The sequence below is a fragment of the Xanthomonas translucens pv. undulosa genome (assembly GCF_017301775.1).
GTDB classification, from domain to species: domain Bacteria; phylum Pseudomonadota; class Gammaproteobacteria; order Xanthomonadales; family Xanthomonadaceae; genus Xanthomonas_A; species Xanthomonas_A translucens.
This window is the reverse complement of sequence record NZ_CP063993.1, coordinates 3,047,670-3,071,083: the sequence shown is the minus strand read 5'-3', so window position 1 is coordinate 3,071,083 and position 23,414 is coordinate 3,047,670. Positions and strand designations below refer to the sequence as shown.

Here is a 23,414-nt window from a genome sequence, read left to right as displayed (position 1 = left end):
GCACCAAGCAAAATACCGTTCGGCCTGTTTTTGCACTATTGCAATTGGTCATTGGAGTCGTTGATGGATCGTACTGCATGGTTGCGCCAAGGCATCACTGAAAATCACCTGGGGCTGGAGATTGGTCCGCTTAATCACCCCATCGTGGGTAAGCCGGGAGCGCAGATCCGCTATGCCGACCACCTGGGACGGGAAGCCCTCATTCAAAAGTATGCGGCGCATTCGGGGGTGGATCCAGCAGGCATTCCAGAGATCGATTACATCATCGGCCCGGACGGACTACTCGCGGCGGTGGGTGACGACCGGTTTCGTTATCTCATCGCATCGCATGTCATTGAGCATGTCCCGAACCCGATCAAATGGCTGACCGACATTCACACGCTGCTAGAGGATGGAGGATGGCTGGCACTGGCGATACCGGATCGAGGACGCTGCTTCGATGCTCTGCGGCGGGAAACCACCGCTGGAGAATGGGTGGAGGCAGCGCTGCTGGAACATTCGCGCCCTTCGCCTGGCCGCATCTTCGATGCGCTCGCCAATGAAGTGAAGCTGGATGATCAAATCAGCTGGAACCATCAGCCAGCACTCGAGGAACTCAAACTCAGCCGCAAGCCAGACCACGCGTTGTCGATCGCCCGACATGTGCTGGCGAGCGGCGAGTATTTCGACGTTCACTGCTGGGCATTCACACCGGAATCCTTCTGCAATTTAATGCGCACTGTCGTGGCCGCCGGCATGCTGGAACTTCATCTTCTCGAATTGCGCGGCACCGCGGAAAACGAATTCCTGGTCAGGCTCGGCCGTGCTGATCACATGGACCGGACATCGCGCATGGCCAGCTATCCCGCAGCAGGCGAGCGTTACCGCTCGCTGCCGGAAGGATTCGACGCCAACCTCTACTATCACCTCAATCCTGATGTACGCGCGGCCGGGGTGGATCCCAACGATCACTACGTCGAGTACGGACGTCGCGAGCAACGGCGCTGGCGCTGATTGCGATCAATCGATGATGGTCAGATCGATGTTCAGATTGCACTCGGTCGCAGGCTCTCCACCATTGACGATGGAAAGAGCGTACTTGCCAGGCGCCACCCCTCCAAGCGAAAGCGTGACGTTATAGCCGGACTTGGCCAGACCAGGAGCGCCCAGCGCCGCCACCACATCCTGGCGCTCGCCCCCCGCACGAAGCGGATACTGATAGGACTGCCCTTGTCCTTTGAAGATCAGCTCGGCTTTCTCGGGAACCTGCTTTTGCGCATCGCCCATCCAACCTGCGAACAATGCGCCGGTCCCGGTCTTGAGCGACGCAGTCGCCGCCGGCGCGCCGTTCACTGAATCCAATGCACAGCTGCCACCGGCTGCAAGTGGTTGCACGGGGATTTGGTATACCGCCGATTTGACTGCATCGGTGCTCGAATCTCCCGGGATCGGAGCTTCATGCTGCTTACACGCGACCAGCGAGGTCAGCATCAGGGGAACAATCAAGGTAATCGGTCGCACGTCAGGACTCCAGAGTAATTGACATGATGCAAGAGGGCGCTATTTAGTTCACAACGCGTGGTGGATAAGCTAACGTGAATGGCGTCGATTCGGTTGTCAAATTGACGTTGTAGTACGGATCCTGCTGCAACGCCTTGCCCCAGCGCGCCTTCATGAAGCTCTCCTCGCGCTTGAAGCGGGCGATCTTCTCCGGGGTGGTCTCGTAGCCGCGCGACGCCGATTCGTGGTGATACAGCTCGGCGAACGGCGTCCACAGGTTGCGATAGCCGGCCTCGCGCACGCGCAGGCAGAAGTCGACGTCGTTGAAGGCCACTTCCAGTTGCTCGTCCAGGCCACCGACCTGCTCGAACACCGAACGGCGCACGATCGCGCAGGCCGCAGTCACCGCGCTCAGACTCTGCGCCAGGCCGCCGCGGTGTTTGTCGCCCGGCCAGCCGCGCGCCATGCCCACATAGCAGTGCCCGGCCACGCCACCGATGCCGAGGATCACGCCGGCGTGCTGGATCGTGTTGTTCGGGTAATACAGCATCGCGCCGACCACCCCGATCTCGGGGCGCAGCGCGTGGCCGACCATCTCGTCCAACCAATCGCGACTGATGACTTCGATATCGTTGTTGAGCAACCCAAGCACCGTGCCGCGCGCCACGCGTGCGCCGGCATTGTTGATCGCCGAGTAGTTGAACGGATGCGGATACGGCAACACGCGTACGCGCGGATCCTGCTGAACCTGTGCGAAATACTCCCTGGACGCCTCCTCCTGGGAATCGTTGTCGATGACCACGATCTCGTAGTTCGGGTAGTCGGTGCGCTCCAGGATCGAATCGATGCACTGCTTGAGCAGATCGATGCGATCGCGGGTGGGAATCAGCAGGCTGACCAGCGGCGCCGGTGCGGGCAGCGGATACGAAATGCGGAAATAGCCGCTGTAGCTCGGCATCTCCAGCACCTTCGCGCCGTTGCCGGTTCGGTCCAGATGCGCCTGGACGGCGCGCAGCGCGGCAAGATGCGCATACGACTTTTCACCCGGCGCCATCGCTGTGGATCCGCTGATCATGCGCCAGTGATACAGCACCAGCGGAACATGACCGACCGCATCGTGCGGCAGCCTCTCGGTGATCCGCAAGGTCAGATCCCAATCCTGCGCGCCCTCGAATCCCTCCAGGAAACCGCCGACCGCATGCACCGCTTCGGCACGATAGACGGTCAAGTGGCAGACGCAGTTCTGCGAAAGGAACAGGTCGGGATTCCAGTCGGACTTGAAGTAGGGATCCGAACGCTTCCCTTCCACGTCGATCTTGTCTTCGTCGGTGAACAGCATCTGCCACTGCGGATTGTGCTCGAACGCGTGAACGCTCTTGAGCAGGGCCAGGGGATGCAGTTCGTCGTCGTGGTCGAGCAATGCCACGAACTCGCCCCTGGCCATCTGCAGAGCCGTGTTCGACGCCGCGGAAATATGCCCGTTCTGCTCGCGTCGCTGGAACCGCACGCGATCGTCGCGTTCGGCATATTCGGCAAGCACCCGCGTCACCGCAGGATCGGTGGAGGCATCGTCGGCGATGCACAACTCCCAATTCGGATAAACCTGCTCGCGCACGCTTTCGATGCAGCGCCGCAACCAGCGCTCAGGGGTGTTGTACGTCGGCACGATCACCGAAACCAGCGGCCTGCGCGTTAGCGAGGCGAGTTCTGCATCTGCAGCCTCTTGCCACGCGGCATCGCGGCAGTCGTAGAACTCCTGCCACACCTCGTAGTCAGAGAAAAACCCCGAACGCATGCGGGTGGCGTATTCGTGATAGAGCCGATCGGCCATCCTGCGGACGCCCTTGGTCAGCAGATCGATCGTCGTTCGCGCCAATAACCGCAGCTTGCTCACACCGCCTTCGCGGCGATCGAACGATGCGCCGAACAGACGCCACATGGCGCCGCCGCGCTCGATGCGCTGCAGGTGCAGGACGGAATGACTGAAATCCACCGGCGCGACAGAGGGATCGAAGCGGATGCCGGTGGTGGACTCCACCAAACGGACCACGATCTCGAACCGCCGCGTTTCGCCGCTGGGGATATTCAGAGGAAGATCGATGCGCTCGGCCTCGCCGCTGTGCCTGACCCGATACGTCGGATACAGCACCGGCGCGAACATACGCCCGCGATAGACCGACAGCTCGCCGGTGAGCAGGTACCAGCCGCCCGCCAGGGCCTCGCCCTGCCAATGCAATTCAACCTGAGGGTCGCTGCCGGAGGCGCGCCACATCGCGTCGTGCGCTGCCGCAGCCGGGAATGTCGGAGGTAGCGGCGCAATCTGCTGCAGTGGAGTGACGCTAAGTGCAATCGTTTCGGACATCTAACTCTCGGGGAAAGTCCCTCGGGTCACCGGGGGAGCGTACTCCATAGGATAAACGGGATGTGAACCGCGCGCCAGCGCCAGCGCGTGACGGTCGGGATCCAGCGAGAACGCGGGCGCATCGAGCGACAGGCATGGGCTATAGGCCGGGTCGTCCCCGAGCACCTGCTGCCAACGCGCCTGCATCGTGGCGACCTCGCCGGCAAACCGCGCCTGCTTGACCGGATCGTCATCGATGCCCCGGCTGGCCGATTCATGATGGTAGGCCTGGGCGTGCGGCGTCCATGCATTGTCGTAACCGTGCGCGCACAGCCGCAGACAGAAGTCGACATCGTTGAACGCCACCGCGATCGATTCATCCAGGCCGCCCACTGCGACATAGGCCGCGCGTGTGACTGCCAGGCACGCCGCAGTGACCGCCGAATAGCGCTGCGTCAGCAACGCGCGGCCGTATTCGCCGGCGAAATCGTGTGGCGCGTGGGCGAACGCGTGCGCCGCCACGCCGCCGATGCCCAGCACCACACCGGCATGTTGCAGCGACCCGTCCGGATAGAACAGCTTCGCGCCGATCGCCCCCGCCCCCGGGCGTGACGCCAGCCGCACCAGTTCCTGCAGCCACCCCGCATCGGTGATTTCGATATCGTTGTTGAGCAGAACCACGATCTGCGCCGTGCAATGCGCCACCGCGTAGTTGTTGATCGCGGAATAATTGAACGGGTGGTCGTAGCGCAGTATCCGCACCCGCGGATCTTGGCCGATCGCCTCGAAATAGGCATGCGAGCGCGCTTCGACGGAGCCGTTGTCCACCACCGTGATGCGATAGCGCGAATACGCCGTTTTGGCGAGCAGCGTAGAAATGCACTGTTCGAGCAGATCGATGCGATCGCGCGTCGGGATGATGATTTCCACGTCCGGCGCGGCGTCCAGCGCATGGTGCACACGCAAGCGCTGCGGGTCCAGCACATCGATCCGCGCGCCTTGCGGCTGCAATGCCGCGCCGAGCACGCGCGCACGCGCCATCGCATCCGCTTCGCTACGCGCAAACGGCGCGCAGATCGGGCCGACGTCGCCATTCACGTGACGCAACATGTGCGGCAGGTGCAGCGGGATCGCGGCGCGCTCGTGGATCAGCGCGCACAGCAGCGAGAACCACGGCGCATCCGGGTCGAGGCCATCGAGCAGGCCATCCACCAGCGCCGCCTTGCGCACGCAGGCGCTGCGCCCGAGATAATCCTGCTCATACCAGCGCAGGCGGTCCCAAGCCGGCTTGAACAGCGGCGCGAAACGCCGCCCGTCGTCATCCACCCTGTCCTCGTCGCTGTACACCAAGGTCGCGGCATCAAGCCAGACCAGCTGAGAGAGGACCTTGGCGATCATCGGATGGAGGCGATCGTCCGCCGCCAGCACCGCCACGTAGGCGCCTTGCGCCACGCGCAGACGCGCGCCCAGCACCGCCGAAGCATCCACCCTGCGCAGCGATGGCAGCGCCCGCTGCACGGGCCATTCGCCCAGCTGCCGGGCATCGGCCACGATTTCGACCGCTTGCCCCGCCAGAGAACCGAGCGCATCGAGGCATGCCGAGAAATCCACTCCCGCTCGATCGTGCAATACCAGCGAGAGAACCGGAGCCTGGACACAGATCTCGCTGCCCGGCATCGACACCAGCTCGGCCAGCCGCCGATCCTCGCGCAGTACCCATGTCGCATAGCCAGCATCGCGCGCCGTCGTGTCCGCACGCTCGGTGCGCAGCAGGGCCTGCAAGGACGCGTTCGCGCCCTGCTCGCGCCACTGCGACTGCGCCTCATCGACCAGTTCCAGCGCTTCCTGTGGCGCATCGCGCAGCCGCTCACCGATACCACTGCGCAGCAGCAACCAGAAGGCTTCGCGCTCGCTCAACCGGTAACACTCCAGCGGCCCCAGCTCGAACCTCGCATAGGCGTTGGTCGGGTCGAACCTCAGCGCCTGCAGCGACGCGGGAAACTGCACCACGACATCCAAGCGGCCACGGCCAGCCGCAAGCGCGAGATCGATTCGGGTGTCTTCGGCGATCCCGCTCCCATAGTCGGGATAGAGGCAGGGGTTGGCCAGGCGTCCATCCAGTTCGCGCAAGACACCACGCAGCCGGTACCAGCCGGCGGCAAGCGGCAGTGCAGACTGGCCCAGCGCAAACTGCGGATCGGACCCGACCGATTCCCAGGTCACGATCTCGCCAGCGGCGATGCAGGCAAGATCGGCCAACGGCGTCGCATCCCACCGCATTCGCGTTGGCGGTGGTTGGCTCGAATCCGCCGCAGTCACCGCCGCAACTTCCACCATCTGCTTCCTTGCAGCTGCGCAAGCATGTCCATCTGCTGGCCCTGGACGGCAGCGAGCGCATCCATCTTGGCCTCGAGCGCAGCGTATCGCTCCATCCGGTCCAGCGCCCCGCTGAGCCGGCCGGTCAATTCGGCCTGCTGCGTGCTCCAGCGCCGGATCGAATCGACCAGACGATCGTCGGTGGCGGCGATTCGGTCATGCAAGGCGCCCTGGCCCTCGGCCAACTGCTGGACGACGGCCTCAATCCGCTGCAACGCCGGCAGCGTCTGCGCCAGACTATCTCCAAGGGCGGTGTGCAGCGCCTCGATGGAGGCATGCATGTTCACGCTGTGCTGACCAGCCAGGTTGAACGCGTGCTGAAGCGACGCGAAGCCGTCTGCGATCTCTACGTGCTGGCGCCCGGCCGCCGCCCCCCGCGCTGCGGCACGCGGCACGGGCGCATCGAGCATATTGTCGATCGCTTCGCGCTGATCCTTGCCCGTGACTTGGCGCTGAAACGCCAATTCGCGCTCAAGCCAGAGATCGAAACCACTATTTGCCGAGCGAGCCAACACTCCAGCAACGACATCCAGCAGCAGGGTCCGCAACATGATCGGCTCGCCTCCGGCCATCGGCGCCACGACGCTGCCGCCATAGGTGAACAACAGCGAACGCAACAGCAGCCAGCCAAGCGTCGGCCGCTCGACGACCCACTCGCGATCGAAGTAGACGATCCGGCCATCGGCGGTGCACAACAAATTCGATGGTGTGGCGTCGAGATAGTCGTCGGGCAAAACGCTGTCGACACTGTCCAACGCGATGGCATGTCCCTCGTCATGCAGCACCTGCGCCAATGCGTGCAAATAGCGTCTGACTTCCGCGATCAGATCGGCTTGGGTCCAGCCAGGCTGACTCAGTACCGCACGAATTCCGTCGACCAGCAGAGGACCCTGAAAATACTCCATATCGCGTTCCACCTGCAGACGCACCCCACCGTCTGCCGCTGGCGCGTCGGACAACCTGCGTGCGTGCACCCGCACCGATTGACCCTGCTCCGCCACGAAAACCGTTTCACGCGCATAGGCGCCCAGCCGCTGCGTGCTGTAGTGATACGCCAGCGCCGTTTGTTCGGCCATCGCCGCGTCGTCGGCCACCGCTTCCACCAGGAAGGAATTGGCCAGATCCAGCGCCAAGCCATTGGCCGCGACGACCGGCCAAGCGCGCTGAAGATTGAATGTCGTCGGCGTGAGCTGGGGATCGAGGAAAACCGCCTGCGATGCCAGCGCGCCGGCATTGAACAGAACGGGGTCGGCCGAGATGCCGCGTCCGGTCAGGATTGTTGCCGGCATCTTGTAATCGGGCAAGGGCGCCGAGAAACGGCTGCGTGCGTAGCCGGCGCGCTGGAGCAGCGCGTCGAGCTCGTTGCGCCCGTAGGTACGTGCGCCTCGCGGTTGATAGCGGTCCTCCAACCCAACCATCGGCTGCCCCAGATGATCTTCCGGCACGCCAGCCAGATACTTCAGGCCCAACTGATTCTCGATGGCCAGGATCAGGCGCCCGCCTGGCGCCAGCAGCTGCTTCGCGACCTGCAGCATGTGCAGCGCTGGATTCTGCGCATCGGAAAACAGGCTGGCGTACTCCAGCACACCGATCAGGGTCACCACGTCGAAGCGCTGGGCGACGGAAAAATCCTGAAACCGCTCGGCCACCACCGCGACATTGCCTAGCTCGCGGGTGCGCTCGCGGGCGATGCTTGCACGCCGCAACGAGCCTTCCAGCGCCAGCACGTCGGCCCCGCTCTCGCCGAGATAGCGCGTGACCGCCCCGCATCCGGCACCGATTTCGAGAACGCTGGCACCGGGCTGGAGATACTGCGCGAACGGCCGCAGCAGGTTCGCGCGCTCCGTGGACAGGTGATAACGGCTCGGCCAATCGACGCAAGCGGCCACCAGATCGGAAGAAAACACGCTGACATCGGCAGCGGCGCGCAACGTCGCCAACAGCCCATCTTCGGAACTGTCACCATCGCTGTAGTCGATGCTGTCATAGCCCTCGCGGCGCCATACGGCAACGTCCGCAGGCAGGACATAGCCAGCTGCTGCCAATAAATCAATCATGCAATGCTTCCTCTTGAATCATCGTCGGCGTGATTGATCAGACAGCCTGGCGAGAACCTGCGATTTCCAGCTGCATGTCCAGCCCGCCCATACCGAAAAAATCGGCGTTGATCACCTTGAAATGGATGCTGTCGTAGCGCCTGTCATGGGGCACCACGTCCTCTTCGCCACGGCTGGCCACGCCCACGGACAGAAAATAGTCGCCATCGGCCAGGTCGCAGCGGAAGTCGGCCACAACATCGACCGTACTACCGGCAGCACCGCCCGCGGTGAACGCTGGCAATGGTTTGTACTCGGTATTGGTGCCGTAAACGACAACGCCTTCGGCCGTCTTCAAGGTGAAGCCGACGATCGGCCTGACCACCTCCCGATCGAACGCCAATCTGACCACCAGGCGCACTTCCTGGCCGGACTCCAGAATCGGCGGATAGAGCGTTTGCGCCGAGCGCAGCTCGAAGTCGGTGATGCGCACGGCCGCATCGCCCCAGCGGAATTCGTGCGGATTGTAGTTGGGACGCGACTCGTAGCCACTGCCCTCGCCGGCGAACGGCGCCGTCTGTGGGAATGGCGCATCCGCGGCCCGCTCGCCCGCGTCGGGCGCCGGAGCCTCGCTGTCGCCGCTGCCGAACAACAAATTGTAGTAGGCGTTGACCACGTCCTTGGGCTTGCCTTGACGCAGCACGCGGCCGCCATCGAGCAACTGCGCGAACTCGCAATGCTGCACGATCTGGTCGGCCGAGTGGCTGACCAGCAGGATCGAAGCGCCATCGTCCTTGAGCTGTTTCAGCCGCGCGAAGCATTTGGCCTGGAACTTGGCGTCGCCGACCGACAAGGCTTCATCGACGATCAGCAGCTGCGGATGCACCTGGGCCTGCACCGCGAATGCCAGGCGCACCACCATGCCGCTGGAGTAGCTGCGGATCGGCTGGTCGATGAACGCACCGATGTCGGCGAAGGCGAGAATGCGATCGAGGCTGGCATCCACCTCGTCCTTGCTCAAGCCCAGGATCGCGGCATTCAGATAGACGTTCTCGCGCCCGGTGAATTCGGGATTGAAGCCGCTTCCCAGCTCCAGCAATGCCGCCACACGCCCCTTCACCTGGATGCTGCCCTCGGTCGGGGTCAGCGTGCCGGCGATCATCTGCAGGAACGTCGATTTTCCCGAACCGTTGCGACCGATGAGGCCGACCGTCTCGCCGCGGCGCACCTGCAGATCGGCGCCGCGCAAGGCCCAGAATTCGCGATAGTAGCGGCGCGAACCGCCCACCAAGCCCTGCAGCAGACGATGCGAAGGCCGGTCGTAGATGTGGTAGCACTTGCCGACGCCACGCGCATCGACCACCAGATCGGCGTCGCGGGACACCGGACTGCCCGATTGCACGGCCAGGGGCTTAGAGGACATCGGCGAACCCCCGGCGCGTCTTCTGGAACACGAAGTAACCGAAATAGGCGAACGCCAGCGCACCGAGCGTGTACATCCCCAGGCCCGCCCAATCCGGCGCGCGCCCCCAGAACGCCACGTCGCGCGCCTCGTCGATGATGAAGGTCAAGGGATTGAGGTGGAAGACGAACTGGTACTTCGGCGGCAGCGTGCTCACCGGAACGATCGCGGAGGACAAAAACAAGGTGGCCGTGGCAATCACGCCGGTCATCTGCCCGATATCGCGCAGGAAGACGCTCAGCGAGGACAGCAGCCATCCCAGGCCGAGCAATCCGACCGCCAGCGGCAGGAACACGATCGGCAGGAAGATCAGCGTCGGGTGCATTTCATGCCGCACGATCAGGTTCAGCACCACGAACACCAGCGAATTGGTACAGGCGTGGAACAGGGCCGACAGCACCATCGTCCACGGCAGGACATCGAGCGGAAACACGATCCGCTTGACCAGGTTCGCATTGCCGATGACCAGGGTGGGCGCGCGCGTCAGGCACTCGGCGAACAGGCCGTGCACGATCAGGCCGAGAAACAGCAGCATCGCGAAGTCGGCGATGTTGCCGCTGGTCCCCGGCCAACGCGATTTCAGCACGTAGCCGAACGCCAAGGTGTAGATGATCAGCATCATGAAGGGACTGATCAGCGACCACAGCAGGCCGAAGCTGGCCCCACGATAGCGACCGAGCACGTCGCGTCGGGTCATCTCCATCGTCAGGCTGGGATAGTGCAGCCAGGCATGGAACGGTCCGGTCGGCGAAATGCGATTCGCCCGTTGCAGCACGTCGTGCATGTCAGCTCCGCAGCGCGCGATCGAGATCGGCTTGCAAATCCCCCACATCCTCGACCCCCACGCTCAACCGCACCAGCGCATCGCTGATGCCGAGCTGTGCGCGCCGTTGCACCGGCACCGAGGCGTGGGTCATGACCGCAGGATGGTTGACCAGGCTTTCCACGCCACCCAGCGATTCGGCCAGGGTGAACAGTTCGGTGCGTTCGCAGAAGCGCTTGGCCGCGTCGAAGCCGCCCTTGAGCACGATCGAAACGATGCCGCCGAAGCCGGACATCTGCCGCTGCGCCAGGGCATGCTGCGGATGCGAGACCAGGCCGGGATAGATCACCTTGTCGAGCGCCGGATGGGTGTCCAGCCACTGCGCCAGCTGCAGCGCGTTGTCGCAATGCGCACGCATGCGCAGCGGCAGGGTCTTGAGCCCGCGCAGCGCCAGGAAGCTGTCGAACGGGCCCTGCACGCCGCCCACCGAGTTCTGCAGGAACGCCAGTTGTTCGGCCAGTTCGGCGTTGGCGCCGACCACGGCGATGCCGCCGACCATGTCGGAGTGGCCGTTGAGGTACTTGGTGGCCGAATGCACCACGATGTCAGCGCCCAGCTGCAGCGGGCGCTGCAGCATCGGCGAGGCGAAGGTGTTGTCCACCACCACCAGCAGGCCGTGCTTGTGCGCGATCGCGGCGATCGCGGCGATGTCGACGATCTTCAGCATCGGGTTGGTGGGTGTCTCGATCCACACCATCCTGGTCTTGGGTCCGATCGCCGCGGCGAACGCGGCCGGATCGGTCAGGTCGACGAAGCTGAAGTCCAGTGCGGCGGTGCGCCGTCGCACACGCTCGAACAGGCGATAGCTGCCGCCGTACAGGTCGTCCATCGCCACCACGTGGCTACCGCTGTCCAGCAGCTCCATCACCGTGGAGGTGGCGGCCATGCCCGAGGCGAAGGCGAAACCGCGGGTGCCAGCTTCCAGCGCGGCGACGCAGCGCTCGTAGGCGAAGCGGGTCGGATTGTGGGTGCGCGAGTACTCGAAGCCCTGGTGTTCGCCAGGGCTGGACTGGGCGTAAGTGGAGGTCGCATAGATCGGCGGCATCACCGCGCCCGTGGACGGGTCCGGATGCTGGCCGCCATGGATCGCCAGGGTCGCCAGCGACAGCGCGGGGCCGTCGCCATTGGGGTTGGACGTGTGGTCCGTCATGAGGGGGTTCCCAGAGGAGGGGCGTGATTCTAGCAGCGCGGTCTGAACGGCCCCATGTACTGGGGCCGTCACGAGGCGACCGTCACTGCACGCGGCGGCGCAGGTAGTTGAGCAGGTCGATGCGGGTGATCAGGCCGAGGAAGGCGCCATCGTTCATCACGATCGCGACCTGGCCGCGGTCGAACACCGGCAGCAGCGCTTCGATCGGCGATTTCACGTCGAGCCGGTCGAGCTTGCTGACCATGGCCGTGGACACCGGGTCGCGAAACCGCGCCTCGTCGCCATAAACGTGCAACAAGACGTCGCTTTCGTCGACAATGCCGACTAGTTGGTCGCCGTCCATCACCGGCAGCTGCGACACGTCGTACAGCTTCATGCGCTGGTAGGCGGTGGTCAGCAGGTCGTTGGGGCCGACCACCACGGTGTCGCGCTGGCTGTACGGGCGCAGGATCAGGTCGCGCAGGTCGCCGTGCTGCGGGCGCTCCAGGAAACCGTTGTCCAGCATCCAGTAGTCGTTGTACATCTTCGACAGATACTTGTTGCCGGTGTCGCAGACGAACACCAGCACCCGCTTGGGTTCGGTCTGCACGCGGCAGTACTTCAGCGCCGCGGCCAGCAGGGTGCCGGTCGAGGAGCCGCCGAGGATGCCCTCCTTGGCCAGCAGTTCGCGCGCGGTGTGGAAGCTCTCCGCGTCGCTGATCGAGTAGGCTTTCTTGACCCGCGAGAAATCGGAGATGTCGGGCAGGAAGTCCTCGCCGATACCCTCCACCAGCCAGCTGCCGGACTTCTCGCTGACCGTGCCGTGCTCGATGTACTCGGTCAGGATCGAGCCGACCGGGTCGGCCAGCACCAGTTCGGTATGCGGCGAGGCGGCGGCGAACGCGCGCGACAGCCCGGTCATGGTGCCGGAGCTGCCGCAGCCGAACACGATCGCGTCCAGCTTGCCGTCCATCTGCCGCAGGATCTCCGGGCCGGTGCCGAACTCGTGCGCGGCCGGGTTGTCGGGGTTGCCGAACTGGTTGACGAAATAGGCCCCAGGCGTTTCGGCGGCGAGGCGCGCGGCCAGGTCCTGGTAGTACTCGGGATGGCCCTTGGCCACGTCCGAGCGGGTCAGCACCACGTCGGCGCCCATCGCCTTGAGGTTGAAGATCTTCTCCCGGCTCATTTTGTCCGGGACCACCAGGATCAGCTTGTAGCCCTTCTGCTGCGCCACCAAGGCCAGGCCGATGCCGGTGTTGCCGGCGGTGCCCTCGATCAGCACGGCGCCGGGCTTGAGCTCGCCGCGGCGCTCGGCCGCCTCGATCATCGAAAGGCCGATGCGATCCTTGATCGAGCCGCCGGGATTGGCGCTTTCCAGCTTCAGGTACAGCTCGCACACGCCGGTGTCGAGCTTGCTGGCCTTGACGATGGGGGTGTCGCCGATCAGGTCGAGTACGGAAGAGTGAATGGCCATCGCGTCCGGATGCATCGCGCCGTCATAGCGGCTGGACCGGTGATTATCCGCGGTATGCGCCGGAATGTCAGACAAAGCGCGGAATCGGCACAAAAAAGCCGCGATCGCGGCTTCGGAGGAGATGACGCGGGCGGTGGCAAGCCGACGAGGAGGCCGGCCACCGCCCGCGACAATGGAACGTTTGTCGTGGGAAAGAGGAATCAGTGGGGCGTTTGCTGCTCGTCGTAGAGCCGCAACAGCTTTTCCTTGGCCGCGAGCTTTTCCCGCTTCATCTGCGACAGCGTGAGATCGTCGATCGGCAGCACGCCGAGTTCGGCGTCCATGCACTTCTTGTCCAGGGTCTTGTGGCGTTGGTAGAGCTGCTTGAACTCCGGATCGGACTTGATCAACGCGTCGATTTCGGTCTGCGGTTGCCCTTCGAACATAGGAATAGCCTCCTTCAGGTGAAAACAAGAACGCCCCGGCCGGAACGGCGCGGGGCGTTGCCTGGGAGCGGAATCGCGCGGGCCGCCAGCCACTCCACCGCAACGCCCGGGCCTGCTGCCCTCGGAACGTCTCGCTGCGGTGCGTGCCATTGCTTCATCGGCCCGGTGTCTCCGTGGAACCAGGCGACGATGTGTCGCCTGGGAGTTCGACCCTACGCCTCCCCACCGGATCCGGCAAGAGACGACAGCCGGCTTTTTCGCATTCAGTTGCTTGCCGCTCAGGCCCAGGGAAAAACCGGGCTAAACGCGGCCATAGGGCCGCAACGGCCGGCGCTCGCTCAGGGGCTGATCACCACCTCGGCGGCACGCGCCTTGCTCGCCGGCGCCTTCTTGCCGACCGCCTGCAAGCGGCTGGCCGCGACCCCGCCACTGACCAGCGCATCGCGCAACGCGTCGGCGCGCTTCTGCGCCACGCCGGCATCGGCGTCGTAAGCCTCGATCCGCACCCGGCTCTTGGCGCCGATCTGCAGGTACTGCGCCAGCGCCTTGGCCTGGCCTGCGGCATCGGCCGACAGCGCCGCCTTGCCTGCCGCAAAGGCGCCGCCATTGACGGTGAAGACCTCACCGCGCGGCTCGAAACGCGAAGCCGGCAGCTTGGCCCCGGCGACCAGTTCGGCCTCCTCGCGGGCCAGCTTGGCCGACTTCTGCTGCGCGGCGCTGAGCTTGGCGGTCTGCTGCCCGGCCACGTTGGTCAGCGCCTGCTCGGCGTCCTGCCGGGCCAACTGATCGGCCTCGGCGGCCTGGCGCAGGCTCGCGGCCTCTTCGGCCTGGATCTGCGCCTGCACCCGCAGCCGTTCGGCTTCCTGGCGCGCGCGCGCGGCCTCGCGGCGGCTGGCCTCGACCAGCAAGTCGCTGCGGGTCTTCTCCAACTGCTCAACCTGGCGCCGCGCCAGTGCCGCGCGTGCGGCGGTCTCGGCGATCTCGACGCGGCGCTCGGCGAGATAGCGCGCGTCGTCCTGCTCCTTGCGCTTGGCCGCGGCGAACGCGGCGACCGCCTGCTGCGCTTGCAACCGCTCGTAGGCAGCCACGTCGGCACTCAGGGGATCGGCCTGCAGCGCGACCAGGCGCCGGTTCAGGACCGCCAGTTCCGGATCGTCGGCCGCGAACACGGCCAGCGGTGCGACCAGCAACAGCAACGCGGCCAGGCGGCCGGCCATCCCCAGGCGGCGGCTCATGGACGGCCCTCCCCGGTGTTCAAGCTGCGCTCCAGCTCGGCCACCTCGGCCTTGCGCTGTTTCAGCTGCGCATTGGCCACCGCCTCCTCGCTGCGCACCCGCGCCAGGTCGGCGTCGGCCGCCACACGCAGCGCCAGCTGCGGTGCGGTCTTGCGTTGGCGGCGGTCCAGCGCCGCCTGTTGCGCCTGCTCCAGGCCCTGGCGGGCAGTGGCGATCAGGTCCGGGGCGTATTGGTCGGCGTCGGCCTGGATCGCGCGCTGCACCGCCTGCTGCGCGGTCTGCAGTTCCGGCGAGGCGACCTGGGCAAAGGCCGCGGGCGCGGCGAACAGCGCCAACGCGCCCGCCATCACGTACTGCGGGCAACGGATTTGTGCGAAGCTAGTTTTCATCAAGGGGGGCCGTAGGCGGAGACGTCGAGCACGGCCATTGTCGGAAGCCTGTGGCGCGCTTGCAACGGGCTGTCGCGGATTGTTGGGGAACCATTGCGCATGGATATCGGCTACTTCCTGAAGCTGATGACCGAAAAGAACGCCTCGGACATGTTTCTGACCACGGGCGCACCGGTCTATATCAAGATCGAAGGCAAGCTGTACCCGCTCGGCGCCACCGGCCTGCCGCCGGGCATGGTCAAGAAAATCGCCTATTCGCTGATGGACGAGGGCCAGGTGCCGCAGTTCGAGCGCGAGCTGGAACTGAACATGGCCATCGCGCTGCAGGACGCCGGCCGCTTCCGGGTCAACATGTTCAAGCAGCGCGGCGAGGTCGGCCTGGTGATCCGCGCGATCCGCAGCAAGATCCCCAGCATCGAGGAACTGCACCTGCCGCAGGTGCTGAAGGACGTGATCATGACCCCGCGCGGGCTGGTGCTGATGGTCGGCTCGACCGGCTCGGGCAAGTCCACCTCGCTGGCGTCGATGATCGACCACCGCAACAGCACCACCACCGGGCACATCCTCACCATCGAGGATCCGATCGAATACCTGCACAAGCACAAGATGTCGATCGTCAACCAGCGTGAGGTCGGCCTGGACACCCACACCTTCAACAACGCGCTGAAGAACGCGATGCGCGAGGCGCCGGACGTGATCCTGATCGGCGAGATCCTGGATGCGACGACGATGGAGGCGGCGATCGCCTTCGCCGAGACCGGTCACCTGTGCCTGGCCACGCTGCACTCCAACAACGCCGACCAGACCATCGAGCGCATCCTCAACTTCTTCCCGGAAAGCGCGCACAAGAACGTGCTGATGAACCTGGCGCTGAACCTGCGCGCGGTGGTCTCGCAGCGCCTGGTCAAGGACAAGAACGCGCGCCGGCGCCCGGCCACCGAGGTGCTGCTGAACACGCCGATGATCCGCGACCTGCTGCGCCGCGGCCAGATCCACGAGATCAAACAGGCGATGGAGGAATCGCTGGAGGAAGGCATGGAGACCTTCGACCAATGCCTGTTCCGGATGGTCAAGCAGGGCCAGATCGAGCAGGAGGAAGCGCTGCGCGCGGCCGACTCGCGCGACGGCCTGGCGCTGAAATTCCGCCTGTCCGAAGGCGCCAGCGGCGAACACGACCCTTACGCCGACTACGACGCCGGCGGCGGCGCCAGCCCGCCGCGGATCACCCACGGCTTCGGCTGAAACCGCCGTTCCCCTGTCGGAGCGGCTTCAGCCGCGACACACATCATCCGGCAAGACCTTGTCGCGGCTGAAGCCGCTCCTACCAAGGTCCAGACGCCAGGCCTCAACCCTGCGCGTCCGGCTGCTGCTCCGGACGCGCCGCGGCGAACGCCGGCAGCGCCAGGCAGGCATGCTCGATCCGCGCGATGGTCGGATACGCCTGCATGTCTACGCCGAAACGGCGCGCATTGAACGCCTGCGGCACCAGGCAGCAATCGGCCATGCCCGGCTGCGCGCCGTGGCAGTAGCGGCCGGTATCCGCCGATTCGGCGAGCAACTGCTCCAGCGCATCGAACCCCAGCACGAGCCAGTGCCGCATCCACTCCTCGCGCTCGGACTGCGGCACGCTCCACACGCGCTCGAAGAACTGGCCCACGCGCAGGTTGTTGAGCGGATGCATGTCGCAGGCGATCAGCTGCGCGATCCCGCGCACGCGGGCGCGGTCGATCGCCGCGTCCGGCAGCAGCGGCGGCTCCGGCCAGCGTTCGTCCAGGTATTCCAGGATCGCCAGCGACTGGCGGATCGGCTGGCCGTCGTGGCACAGGGTCGGCACCAGTTCCTGCGGATTGAGCCGCGCGTACTCCGGCGAATGCTGCTGGCCGCCGTCGCGCAGCAGGTGCACCGGCAGCGCCTGGTAGGCCAGCCCCTTCAGATTCAGGCCGATGCGCACGCGATAGGCGGCGCTGGAACGCCAGTAGGTGTATAGCTGCAAGGCCTCTTGCACGCGTTCTCTCCCCGTTCGGACGCTCAAGATACCGGTGGACACCGTCAGCGCCGCGCCGCCGGTCGCCCGCGCGCCGCCGCTGGCCGGCTCAGGGCCGCGCGGCCGGCTCGATGCGCTGCTCGATCGCGCCGAAGATGCTCACTCCATCACGGTCCAGCATCTCGATCCGCACCACGTCGCCGAACTTCATGAACGGCGTGCTCGGCTGGCCGTCGCGCAGCGTTTCCACCACCCGCAGTTCGGCGAAGCAGGACGCACCGCGCGTGGTGTCGTGGTTGGCGATGGTGCCCGAACCGATCACCGCGCCGGCCGCCAGCGGCCGCGTCCTGGACGCGTGCGCGACGAGCTGCGCGAAATCGAACTGCATGTCCTCACCGGCCTCCGGCGCGCCGAACCAGGCGCCGTTGATGTGGGTCAGCAGCGGCAGATGCAGCTTGTTGTCGCGCCATGCCTCGCCCAGCTCGTCGGGGGTGACGAACACCGGCGACAGCGCCGAGCGCGGCTTGGACTGCACGAAGCCGAACCCCTTGGCCAGCTCAGCCGGGATCAGGTTGCGCAGCGACACGTCGTTGACCAACCCCACCAGCTGGATATGCGCGGCGGCCTGCTGCGCATCGACCGCCATCGGCACGTCGTCGGTGATCACCACGATCTCCGCTTCCAGGTCGATGCCGTGGTCCTCGCTGACCACCTTGACCGCATCGCGCGGACCGTAGAAACCGGCGCTGACCGCCTGGTACATCAGCGGATCGGTATAAAAACTCTCCGGCACCTCGGCGCCCCGCGCGCGCCGCACCCGCTCCACGTGTGGCAGGTAGGCGCTGCCGTCGAGGAATTCGTAGGCGCGCGGCAACGGCGCGGCCAATGCGGCGATGTCCAGGTCGAACTGGCCGTCGGCACTGCCGTCGTTGAGCGATTCGGACAACGCGTTCAGGCGCGGCGCCAGATTGCTCCAGTCTTCCAGCGCACGCTGCAGGGTCGTGGCGATGCCGGTGGCGCGCACCGCGCGGGTCAGGTCGCGGGAAACGACGATCAGGGTGCCGTCGCGACCGCCTTCCTTCAGGGAGCCTAGCTTCATGTCCGTCCAGTGCTGGGGAGCCGATCGGGGGATTGTACGGCCAGACCGAATATTGGTTGCAACTGAAACGGAACCACCGCTGTCGGATGGCCGGCAGCGCCTTTTGTGCAACGCGCCAATTCAGCGTAGACTTGCGAGGTCTGCATGCGGCCGTCCGTTTCCCTTAGGGATCGCCGGCGAGGTCAGGATCGTTGCGATCCGCTCGCCCGCCCCGCCCGACGCCTTTCGTGGTGCCGACAAACCCGAGCGCTGTCTGCTCCGGGTTGATCCACCCTCTCGCAGCGCGGTTCACGGGAACGCTCCGAGCCTCACCCTACTTGCGTCTTCACGCCGGGCACGTCCCGGCGACGGCGCGTTATCCGGAGCTTTCCTCGATGTCTTTCGAATCCCTGGGCCTGGCGCCCTTCCTGCTGCGTGCGTTGGCCGAGCAGGGCTATGAAACGCCCACCCCCATCCAGTTGCAGGCGATTCCGCTGGCGCTGGCCGGCCACGACCTGATGGCCGGCGCGCAGACCGGCACCGGCAAGACCGCCGCGTTCGGTCTGCCGCTGCTGCAGCACCTGGGTACCTCGCCGCAGCCGGTCGGCAACGGCGCACGCAGGCCGCGCGCGCTGATCCTGACCCCGACCCGCGAACTGGCCACCCAGGTGCACGACAGCCTGCGCGGCTACAGCAAGTACCTGCGCATCCCCAGCACCACCATCTACGGCGGCGTCGGCATGGGCAACCAGCTCGACGCGCTGCGCCGCGGCGTGGACCTGCTGATCGCCTGCCCGGGCCGCCTGCTCGATCACCTCGAGCGCCGCAGCGTGGACCTGTCGGGCATCGAGATCCTGGTGCTGGACGAAGCCGACCGCATGCTCGACATGGGCTTCCTGCCCTCGATCAAGCGCATCCTGGCCAAGCTGCCCAAGCAGAACCGGCAGACCCTGCTGTTCTCGGCGACCTTCGAGGAAGGCATCAAGCAGCTGGCCCGCGAGTTCATGCACAACCCGCAGGAAATCCAGGCCACGCCCAGCAACACCGTCGCCGACACCATCACCCACCGCGTGCACCCGGTCGATGGCACGCGCAAGCGCGAACTGCTGCTGCACCTGCTGGCCGCCGATTCGCGCATGCAGACCCTGGTGTTCGCGCGCACCAAGCATGGCGCCGACAAGCTGACCATGTTCCTGGACAAGTCCGGGCTGAAGACCGCCGCGATCCACGGCAACAAGAGTCAGGGCCAGCGCCTGCGCGCGCTGAGCGACTTCAAGGCCGGCCGCATCACCGTGCTGGTGGCGACCGACATCGCCGCGCGCGGCATCGACATCGACCAGCTGCCGAAGGTCATCAACTACGACCTGCCGATGGTCGCCGAAGACTACGTGCACCGCATCGGCCGCACCGGCCGCAACGGCGCGCAGGGCGAGGCGGTGTCGCTGGTGGCGCAGGACGAGGCCAAGCTGCTGCGGGCGATCTCGCGCATGCTCAAGCGTGAGATGGACATCCGCGACGTGCCGGGCTTCGAGCCGTCCACGCCGATCCGCTGGGGCAACAACAATCCGGCCGACGAACGTCCGGGCGGCCAGCGTCCGCCGCGCAAGAGCACCCATGTGCGGCGTCCGCACGGCGACGCGCCGCGCGCGCACGCGCATGCCGGGGCCAAGCCGGCCGGCGGCACCCAGCCGGGCGGCGCACGCCGCCAGGGCGAGCGCCGTCGCAGCGGCGGCGGCCAGCCCAGCGCCGCGCGCTAAGCGCAGCCGACCGCAGCAGCACGAACGCCGCCTCCGGGCGGCGTTCGTGTTTTCGCGACGCCCCGGTAGCGCAACAGCATCCACCCGTACCGGCGATCGGCCGGCCAATTCCCCCGCCACTTACAATGACGCCATGGATATCTTCAAAAGTTTTACCCTCGAGGCGGCGCACCGCCTGCCCAACGTCCCGCCAGGCCACAAGTGCGCGCGGCTGCACGGGCATTCGTTCCGGATCGAGCTGCACGTCAGCGGCGAACCCGGGGCCGACAGCGGCTGGGTCATGGACTTCGGCGACATCAAGGCCGCGTTCCGCCCGATCTACGACCGACTCGACCACCACTACCTCAACGACATCGAGGGGCTGGAGAACCCGACCAGCGAGCGCCTGGCGATGTGGATCTGGGAGCAGCTCAAGCCGGCATTGCCGCTGCTGAGCGAGGTGGTGGTCCACGAGACGTGCACGTCGGGCTGCCGCTATCGCGGTCCGCAGGCCTGAAAGCGGGGATTCGCAAGCGCGGCAGGACGGTGCCGGATGCAGTGCCGGTGGCCGGTTTCCGCCCAAGGCGCGGCAGCGGCGCAAATGAGACCTGTTTGACGCATCCGCAAACCCGGGCAGAGCCCGGCCGACCTGCGCCAACCCATTGATCGAAAAGCCAGTTTGAACGCTTCCTGAGCGACTTCAGAAAATAATGTTGCATTGCAGCAGAATGCGCGTATGTTGCACTGCAACAGCAATCGGCATTCCCTTGGAGTCGCATGATGTCCGCTCAGTTCAATGACCAATTCAGCAGCTACACCCAGCAGTTCGCCGCCGCCGCGTCGCGGGCCAACCGTCTGGCGCTGGAAAGCGCCGAGAGCGTGTTCGGCGTGCAGCTGAAGACTTTCGAGAAGAACGTGGCCGCGACCACCGGCTTCCTCGGCGAGCTCACCGAAGCGCGCGACATCGGCAGCGTGCAGTCGCTGTGGCCGAAGGGCCTGCAGATCGCCCGCGACAACTTCGAGCGGCTGGCCACGGCCAACCAGGAAGTGTTCGGCCTCGGCCTGAAGACCTCCGAAGCTATCGGCCAGCTCGCCAAGAGCCAGTTCGACGCGGCCAGCGACCAGGCCGCACCGAAGGCCAAGACCAAATAAGCAAGACCAGACAAGTCCGCTGCGGCGCAGCCGCACGACTGACCAGTGGTACGCGCGGGTCCCTCCCCCCGTGCAGCCAAGACCCGGTAGATCCCTCCCTCTACCGGGCCTTTTTATGGCCGGGATTCGGGATGGACAGCCGGCGGCTGTCGAAGCGCGCGCGGTATTCGGGATTTCGCAAGTGCGGAGACATTCTGGCACTGCTTGCCAGGACCTCGGCCCTAAGTTCCGGTCCGGCGCCAGGGCTTGAAGCCATTCCTGCACAACAGGCCTTCCCTCGCGGAAGCCCTTTCTGCGCTGCGCGCGCTTCCGACCAGGCGCCGACTCAGTCCTGCGCCACCTGCGCGCCCTGCCAGGGGTGCAGCGACGACGCCAGCGCCGCCGGGTCCGGATGCGGCCGATACGGCAGCCGCCCCCAGCACGGCATCGGCAACCGCTCCTGCAGCATGCCCATGTTGGCGTCGATGCGCTCCATCGCCGGATCGATCTCGTTGCCGATCCAGCCGATGCAGCGCAGGCCGTCGGCGGCGATCGCCGCGGCCGTGAGCCGGGCATGGTTGAGGCAGCCCAGGCGCAGGCCGACCACCAGCACCACCGGCAGCGCCAGCGCACGCGCCAGATCGGCCTGCTCCAGGGTCGCCGACAGCGGCGCCGCCCAGCCGCCGACGCCCTCCACCACCACCACGTCGGCCTGCGCACGCAGCCGCGCGAAGGCGGCGGCGATCGGCCCCAGTTCCACGCACACCCCGGCGTCGGCGGCCGCCAGTTCCGGCGCCAGCGGCAGCGGCAAGGCGTAGGGATTGAGGTCGGCGTAGTCCGGGCGCGGCAGGCTCGCCGCCTGCAGCGCCAGCGCGTCCTCGTTGCGCCAGCCGTCCACGCTGCGCTCGCAGCCGCTGGCGACCGGCTTCATGCCCACCGCGGTCTGCCCGCGCGCGCGCAACGCATGCAGCAGTGCGGTGCTGGCGACGGTCTTGCCGATGCCGGTATCGGTGCCGGTGACGTAGAAGGCGGGGACGCTCATCGTTGCAGGATCCTCGAGGTCGGCGCATGCGGCGCGGGCGCGCAGGATAGCCGGGGCCAGGCGCCGGCGCACAGGCCGCCATCGGCCGCTGCTAGACTCGGGCGATGTTCGCCTCCTCTTCGCTCACCGGCAGCAAGCCGGAACAGTACGCCCAGCTGCTCGCCCAGGCCCGCGCCCTTGTCAGCGGCGAGCCCGACCGCATCGCCAATGCCGCCAACCTGGCGGCGCTGGTGTACCACGCGCTGCCGCGGCTGAACTGGGTCGGTTTCTACCTGTACGACGGCAAGGAACTGGTGGTCGGGCCGTTCCAGGGCCTGCCCGCGTGCGTGCGCATTCCCCTGCACAAGGGGGTGTGCGGCGCGGCCGCCAACACTGGCCAGACCCAGCGCATCGACGACGTCGCGGCCTTTCCCGGGCATATCGCCTGCGATGCGGCCTCGCGCTCGGAGCTGGTGGTGCCGCTGCTGCGCGACGGCGCGCTGGTCGGCGTGCTCGACCTGGACAGCCCGGACCTGGCACGCTTCGACGCCGACGACCAGCACGGCCTGGAGGCGATCGCCCAGGTCTTCGTCGACGCGCTGCGATGAGCCGGCGATGAGCACCGAGAAGCTGCGCAACATCGGTCCCAAGAGCGCGGCCTGGCTGCGCCAGGTCGGCCTGCGCACGCAAGAGGATCTGGCCGCCGCCGGTGCGGTGGGCGCATTCCTCAAGGTCAAGCGTGCCGGCTTCAAGCCCAGCCTCAACCTGCTGTATTCGCTGGAAGGCGCGTTGACCGGCTGCCATTGGCAGGAACTGCCCGAGGCACGGCGCACGCAACTGCTTGGCGAGCTGGAAGCCGCGGCGGCGCAGTTGCCGGCGCAGCGCGGCCTGCCGGTGGCCGGACCGGTGGCGACCACCCATTTCGACCGCGACGGCGACCGCAGCGACACGCCCTACGCGGACGCCGCCGGGTACGACCACGCACCCGACGCCGATGGCCACGTAGGCGAGCGCGACGCCGACTGATCCGTGCGCCGCAGCGGCGATCGCGTACAATCGCGCCGCGTCAAGGTGACCCGCCGGCTCCGGCCTGCAGGTTGAAACGGGAAGCCGGTGCGTCTTGCGACAAGGCCGGCGCTGCCCCCGCAACGGTAAGCGATCCGCGCTAACGACTTGCGCCACTGTGCCTTGGGCATGGGAAGGCGTCGCAGCCGGGAGTCCGACTCCCAGATCGCCAGCCCGGAGACCGGCCTTGCAGTCCACTGGTTGCGATGCGGAGGGCGTCGCGGCGTGCC

21 protein-coding genes and 1 riboswitch are annotated in these 23,414 nt (G+C 66.3%); of the genes, 7 read left to right on the top strand and 14 right to left on the bottom strand.

Annotated elements, in window-relative coordinates; genetic code table 11:
- Positions 1–63: 63 nt before the first annotated feature.
- The gene (locus tag ISN38_RS13035; RefSeq protein WP_141696163.1) at positions 64–993 is read left to right on the top strand and encodes a methyltransferase domain-containing protein; all 930 of its coding nucleotides are present in this window, start codon (positions 64–66) and stop codon (positions 991–993) included.
- A 6-nt stretch (positions 994–999) separates the two neighbouring features.
- Here the strand turns inward: ISN38_RS13035 and ISN38_RS13030 are convergent, their stop codons facing one another.
- The 11 genes from ISN38_RS13030 to ISN38_RS12980 all read right to left on the bottom strand — a co-directional run bounded on the left by ISN38_RS13030 (position 1,000) and on the right by ISN38_RS12980 (position 15,169).
- The gene (locus ISN38_RS13030) at positions 1,000–1,500 is read right to left on the bottom strand and encodes a hypothetical protein (protein ID WP_139115828.1); all 501 of its coding nucleotides are present in this window, start codon (positions 1,498–1,500) and stop codon (positions 1,000–1,002) included.
- Positions 1,501–1,543: 43 nt separating this feature from the next.
- Positions 1,544–3,841 carry a glycosyltransferase family 2 protein gene (locus tag ISN38_RS13025; protein ID WP_206711843.1) on the bottom strand — a complete coding sequence of 766 codons (2,298 nt, stop codon included), beginning with the start codon at positions 3,839–3,841 and terminating at the stop codon, positions 1,544–1,546.
- A complete protein-coding gene (locus tag ISN38_RS13020; protein WP_230940256.1) occupies positions 3,842–6,079 on the bottom strand; it encodes a glycosyltransferase family 2 protein in 2,238 nt (745 codons plus the stop codon). It abuts the gene before it with no gap.
- 56 nt (positions 6,080–6,135) lie between these two features.
- Positions 6,136–8,253, bottom strand: a complete 2,118-nt coding sequence (locus tag ISN38_RS13015; protein ID WP_206711842.1) for a class I SAM-dependent methyltransferase — start codon at positions 8,251–8,253, stop codon at positions 6,136–6,138.
- Positions 8,254–8,290: 37 nt separating this feature from the next.
- On the bottom strand, positions 8,291–9,655 hold the full coding sequence (locus ISN38_RS13010) for an ABC transporter ATP-binding protein (RefSeq protein ID WP_038236881.1): 1,365 nt from the start codon (positions 9,653–9,655) through the stop codon (positions 8,291–8,293).
- Positions 9,645–10,478, bottom strand: coding sequence for an ABC transporter permease (locus ISN38_RS13005; protein WP_003466755.1), 834 nt, complete (start codon positions 10,476–10,478; stop codon positions 9,645–9,647). Before ISN38_RS13005 ends, ISN38_RS13010 begins: the two co-directional genes overlap by 11 nt.
- 1 nt (position 10,479) lies before the next feature.
- Positions 10,480–11,667: a cystathionine gamma-synthase gene (locus ISN38_RS13000; RefSeq protein WP_003466753.1), complete on the bottom strand. Its 1,188-nt coding sequence runs from the start codon at positions 11,665–11,667 to the stop codon at positions 10,480–10,482.
- An 82-nt stretch (positions 11,668–11,749) separates the two neighbouring features.
- Positions 11,750–13,120 (bottom strand): pyridoxal-phosphate dependent enzyme, encoded by a 1,371-nt coding sequence (locus ISN38_RS12995; protein WP_058362107.1) that lies wholly within the window; start codon positions 13,118–13,120, stop codon positions 11,750–11,752.
- Positions 13,121–13,320: 200 nt separating this feature from the next.
- Positions 13,321–13,545: an HP1242/YdcH family protein gene (locus ISN38_RS12990; protein WP_003466750.1), complete on the bottom strand. Its 225-nt coding sequence runs from the start codon at positions 13,543–13,545 to the stop codon at positions 13,321–13,323.
- A gap of 338 nt (positions 13,546–13,883) precedes the next feature.
- Positions 13,884–14,780, bottom strand: a complete 897-nt coding sequence (locus tag ISN38_RS12985; protein WP_003466739.1) for an OmpA family protein — start codon at positions 14,778–14,780, stop codon at positions 13,884–13,886.
- Positions 14,777–15,169, bottom strand: coding sequence for a DUF4398 domain-containing protein (locus ISN38_RS12980; RefSeq protein ID WP_047325322.1), 393 nt, complete (start codon positions 15,167–15,169; stop codon positions 14,777–14,779). Before ISN38_RS12980 ends, ISN38_RS12985 begins: the two co-directional genes overlap by 4 nt.
- A 99-nt stretch (positions 15,170–15,268) precedes the next feature.
- On the opposite strand from ISN38_RS12980, the gene ISN38_RS12975 reads away from it, so the two are divergent.
- Positions 15,269–16,411: a PilT/PilU family type 4a pilus ATPase gene (locus ISN38_RS12975; RefSeq protein WP_003466735.1), complete on the top strand. Its 1,143-nt coding sequence runs from the start codon at positions 15,269–15,271 to the stop codon at positions 16,409–16,411.
- Positions 16,412–16,514: 103 nt separating this feature from the next.
- Here ISN38_RS12975 and maiA read toward each other — a convergent pair whose 3' ends face one another.
- Positions 16,515–17,174: a maleylacetoacetate isomerase gene (maiA, locus tag ISN38_RS12970; RefSeq protein WP_038236877.1), complete on the bottom strand. Its 660-nt coding sequence runs from the start codon at positions 17,172–17,174 to the stop codon at positions 16,515–16,517.
- 88 nt (positions 17,175–17,262) lie between these two features.
- Positions 17,263–18,252, bottom strand: coding sequence for a fumarylacetoacetate hydrolase family protein (locus ISN38_RS12965; protein ID WP_058195427.1), 990 nt, complete (start codon positions 18,250–18,252; stop codon positions 17,263–17,265).
- 374 nt (positions 18,253–18,626) lie between these two features.
- Here ISN38_RS12965 and ISN38_RS12960 point away from each other — a divergent pair, with 374 nt between their 5' ends.
- From ISN38_RS12960 to ISN38_RS12950, 3 genes are all read left to right on the top strand, one after another.
- The gene (locus ISN38_RS12960) at positions 18,627–19,988 is read left to right on the top strand and encodes a DEAD/DEAH box helicase (RefSeq protein WP_047325324.1); all 1,362 of its coding nucleotides are present in this window, start codon (positions 18,627–18,629) and stop codon (positions 19,986–19,988) included.
- Between the two features lie 133 nt (positions 19,989–20,121).
- Positions 20,122–20,484, top strand: coding sequence for a 6-carboxytetrahydropterin synthase QueD (queD, locus tag ISN38_RS12955; RefSeq protein ID WP_003473213.1), 363 nt, complete (start codon positions 20,122–20,124; stop codon positions 20,482–20,484).
- A 263-nt stretch (positions 20,485–20,747) separates the two neighbouring features.
- Positions 20,748–21,119 carry a phasin family protein gene (locus ISN38_RS12950; protein ID WP_004427663.1) on the top strand — a complete coding sequence of 124 codons (372 nt, stop codon included), beginning with the start codon at positions 20,748–20,750 and terminating at the stop codon, positions 21,117–21,119.
- A 325-nt stretch (positions 21,120–21,444) separates the two neighbouring features.
- Here ISN38_RS12950 and bioD read toward each other — a convergent pair whose 3' ends face one another.
- Positions 21,445–22,140: a dethiobiotin synthase gene (gene bioD / locus ISN38_RS12945; RefSeq protein WP_003473211.1), complete on the bottom strand. Its 696-nt coding sequence runs from the start codon at positions 22,138–22,140 to the stop codon at positions 21,445–21,447.
- Between the two features lie 104 nt (positions 22,141–22,244).
- On the opposite strand from bioD, the gene ISN38_RS12940 reads away from it, so the two are divergent.
- Together ISN38_RS12940 and ISN38_RS12935 are read left to right on the top strand one after the other, a co-directional pair.
- Positions 22,245–22,727, top strand: coding sequence for a GAF domain-containing protein (locus ISN38_RS12940; RefSeq protein ID WP_003473206.1), 483 nt, complete (start codon positions 22,245–22,247; stop codon positions 22,725–22,727).
- Positions 22,728–22,734: 7 nt separating this feature from the next.
- On the top strand, positions 22,735–23,145 hold the full coding sequence (locus ISN38_RS12935) for a TfoX/Sxy family protein (protein WP_003473204.1): 411 nt from the start codon (positions 22,735–22,737) through the stop codon (positions 23,143–23,145).
- Positions 23,146–23,171: 26 nt separating this feature from the next.
- Positions 23,172–23,388, top strand: a riboswitch (cobalamin riboswitch).
- Positions 23,389–23,414 lie beyond the last annotated feature (26 nt).

Bases quoted from the DNA above. Each gene is read 5' to 3' on its own strand.
- ISN38_RS13025 (WP_206711843.1), bottom strand. From the start codon at position 3,841: ATGTCCGAAACGATTGCACTTAGCGTCACTCCACTGCAGCAGATTGCG.
- ISN38_RS12960 (WP_047325324.1), top strand. From the start codon at position 18,627: ATGTCTTTCGAATCCCTGGGCCTGGCGCCCTTCCTGCTGCGTGCGTTG.
- ISN38_RS12975 (WP_003466735.1), top strand. From the start codon at position 15,269: ATGGATATCGGCTACTTCCTGAAGCTGATGACCGAAAAGAACGCCTCG.
- ISN38_RS13010 (WP_038236881.1), bottom strand. From the start codon at position 9,655: ATGTCCTCTAAGCCCCTGGCCGTGCAATCGGGCAGTCCGGTGTCCCGC.
- bioD (WP_003473211.1), bottom strand. From the start codon at position 22,140: ATGAGCGTCCCCGCCTTCTACGTCACCGGCACCGATACCGGCATCGGC.
- ISN38_RS13000 (WP_003466753.1), bottom strand. From the start codon at position 11,667: ATGACGGACCACACGTCCAACCCCAATGGCGACGGCCCCGCGCTGTCG.
- ISN38_RS13005 (WP_003466755.1), bottom strand. From the start codon at position 10,478: ATGCACGACGTGCTGCAACGGGCGAATCGCATTTCGCCGACCGGACCG.
- ISN38_RS13015 (WP_206711842.1), bottom strand. From the start codon at position 8,253: ATGATTGATTTATTGGCAGCAGCTGGCTATGTCCTGCCTGCGGACGTT.
- queD (WP_003473213.1), top strand. From the start codon at position 20,122: ATGGATATCTTCAAAAGTTTTACCCTCGAGGCGGCGCACCGCCTGCCC.
- ISN38_RS12990 (WP_003466750.1), bottom strand. From the start codon at position 13,545: ATGTTCGAAGGGCAACCGCAGACCGAAATCGACGCGTTGATCAAGTCC.
- ISN38_RS12995 (WP_058362107.1), bottom strand. From the start codon at position 13,120: ATGGCCATTCACTCTTCCGTACTCGACCTGATCGGCGACACCCCCATC.
- ISN38_RS12950 (WP_004427663.1), top strand. From the start codon at position 20,748: ATGTCCGCTCAGTTCAATGACCAATTCAGCAGCTACACCCAGCAGTTC.
- ISN38_RS12940 (WP_003473206.1), top strand. From the start codon at position 22,245: ATGTTCGCCTCCTCTTCGCTCACCGGCAGCAAGCCGGAACAGTACGCC.
- ISN38_RS12935 (WP_003473204.1), top strand. From the start codon at position 22,735: ATGAGCACCGAGAAGCTGCGCAACATCGGTCCCAAGAGCGCGGCCTGG.
- ISN38_RS12985 (WP_003466739.1), bottom strand. From the start codon at position 14,780: ATGAGCCGCCGCCTGGGGATGGCCGGCCGCCTGGCCGCGTTGCTGTTG.
- ISN38_RS12965 (WP_058195427.1), bottom strand. From the start codon at position 18,252: ATGAAGCTAGGCTCCCTGAAGGAAGGCGGTCGCGACGGCACCCTGATC.
- ISN38_RS12980 (WP_047325322.1), bottom strand. From the start codon at position 15,169: ATGAAAACTAGCTTCGCACAAATCCGTTGCCCGCAGTACGTGATGGCG.
- ISN38_RS13035 (WP_141696163.1), top strand. From the start codon at position 64: ATGGATCGTACTGCATGGTTGCGCCAAGGCATCACTGAAAATCACCTG.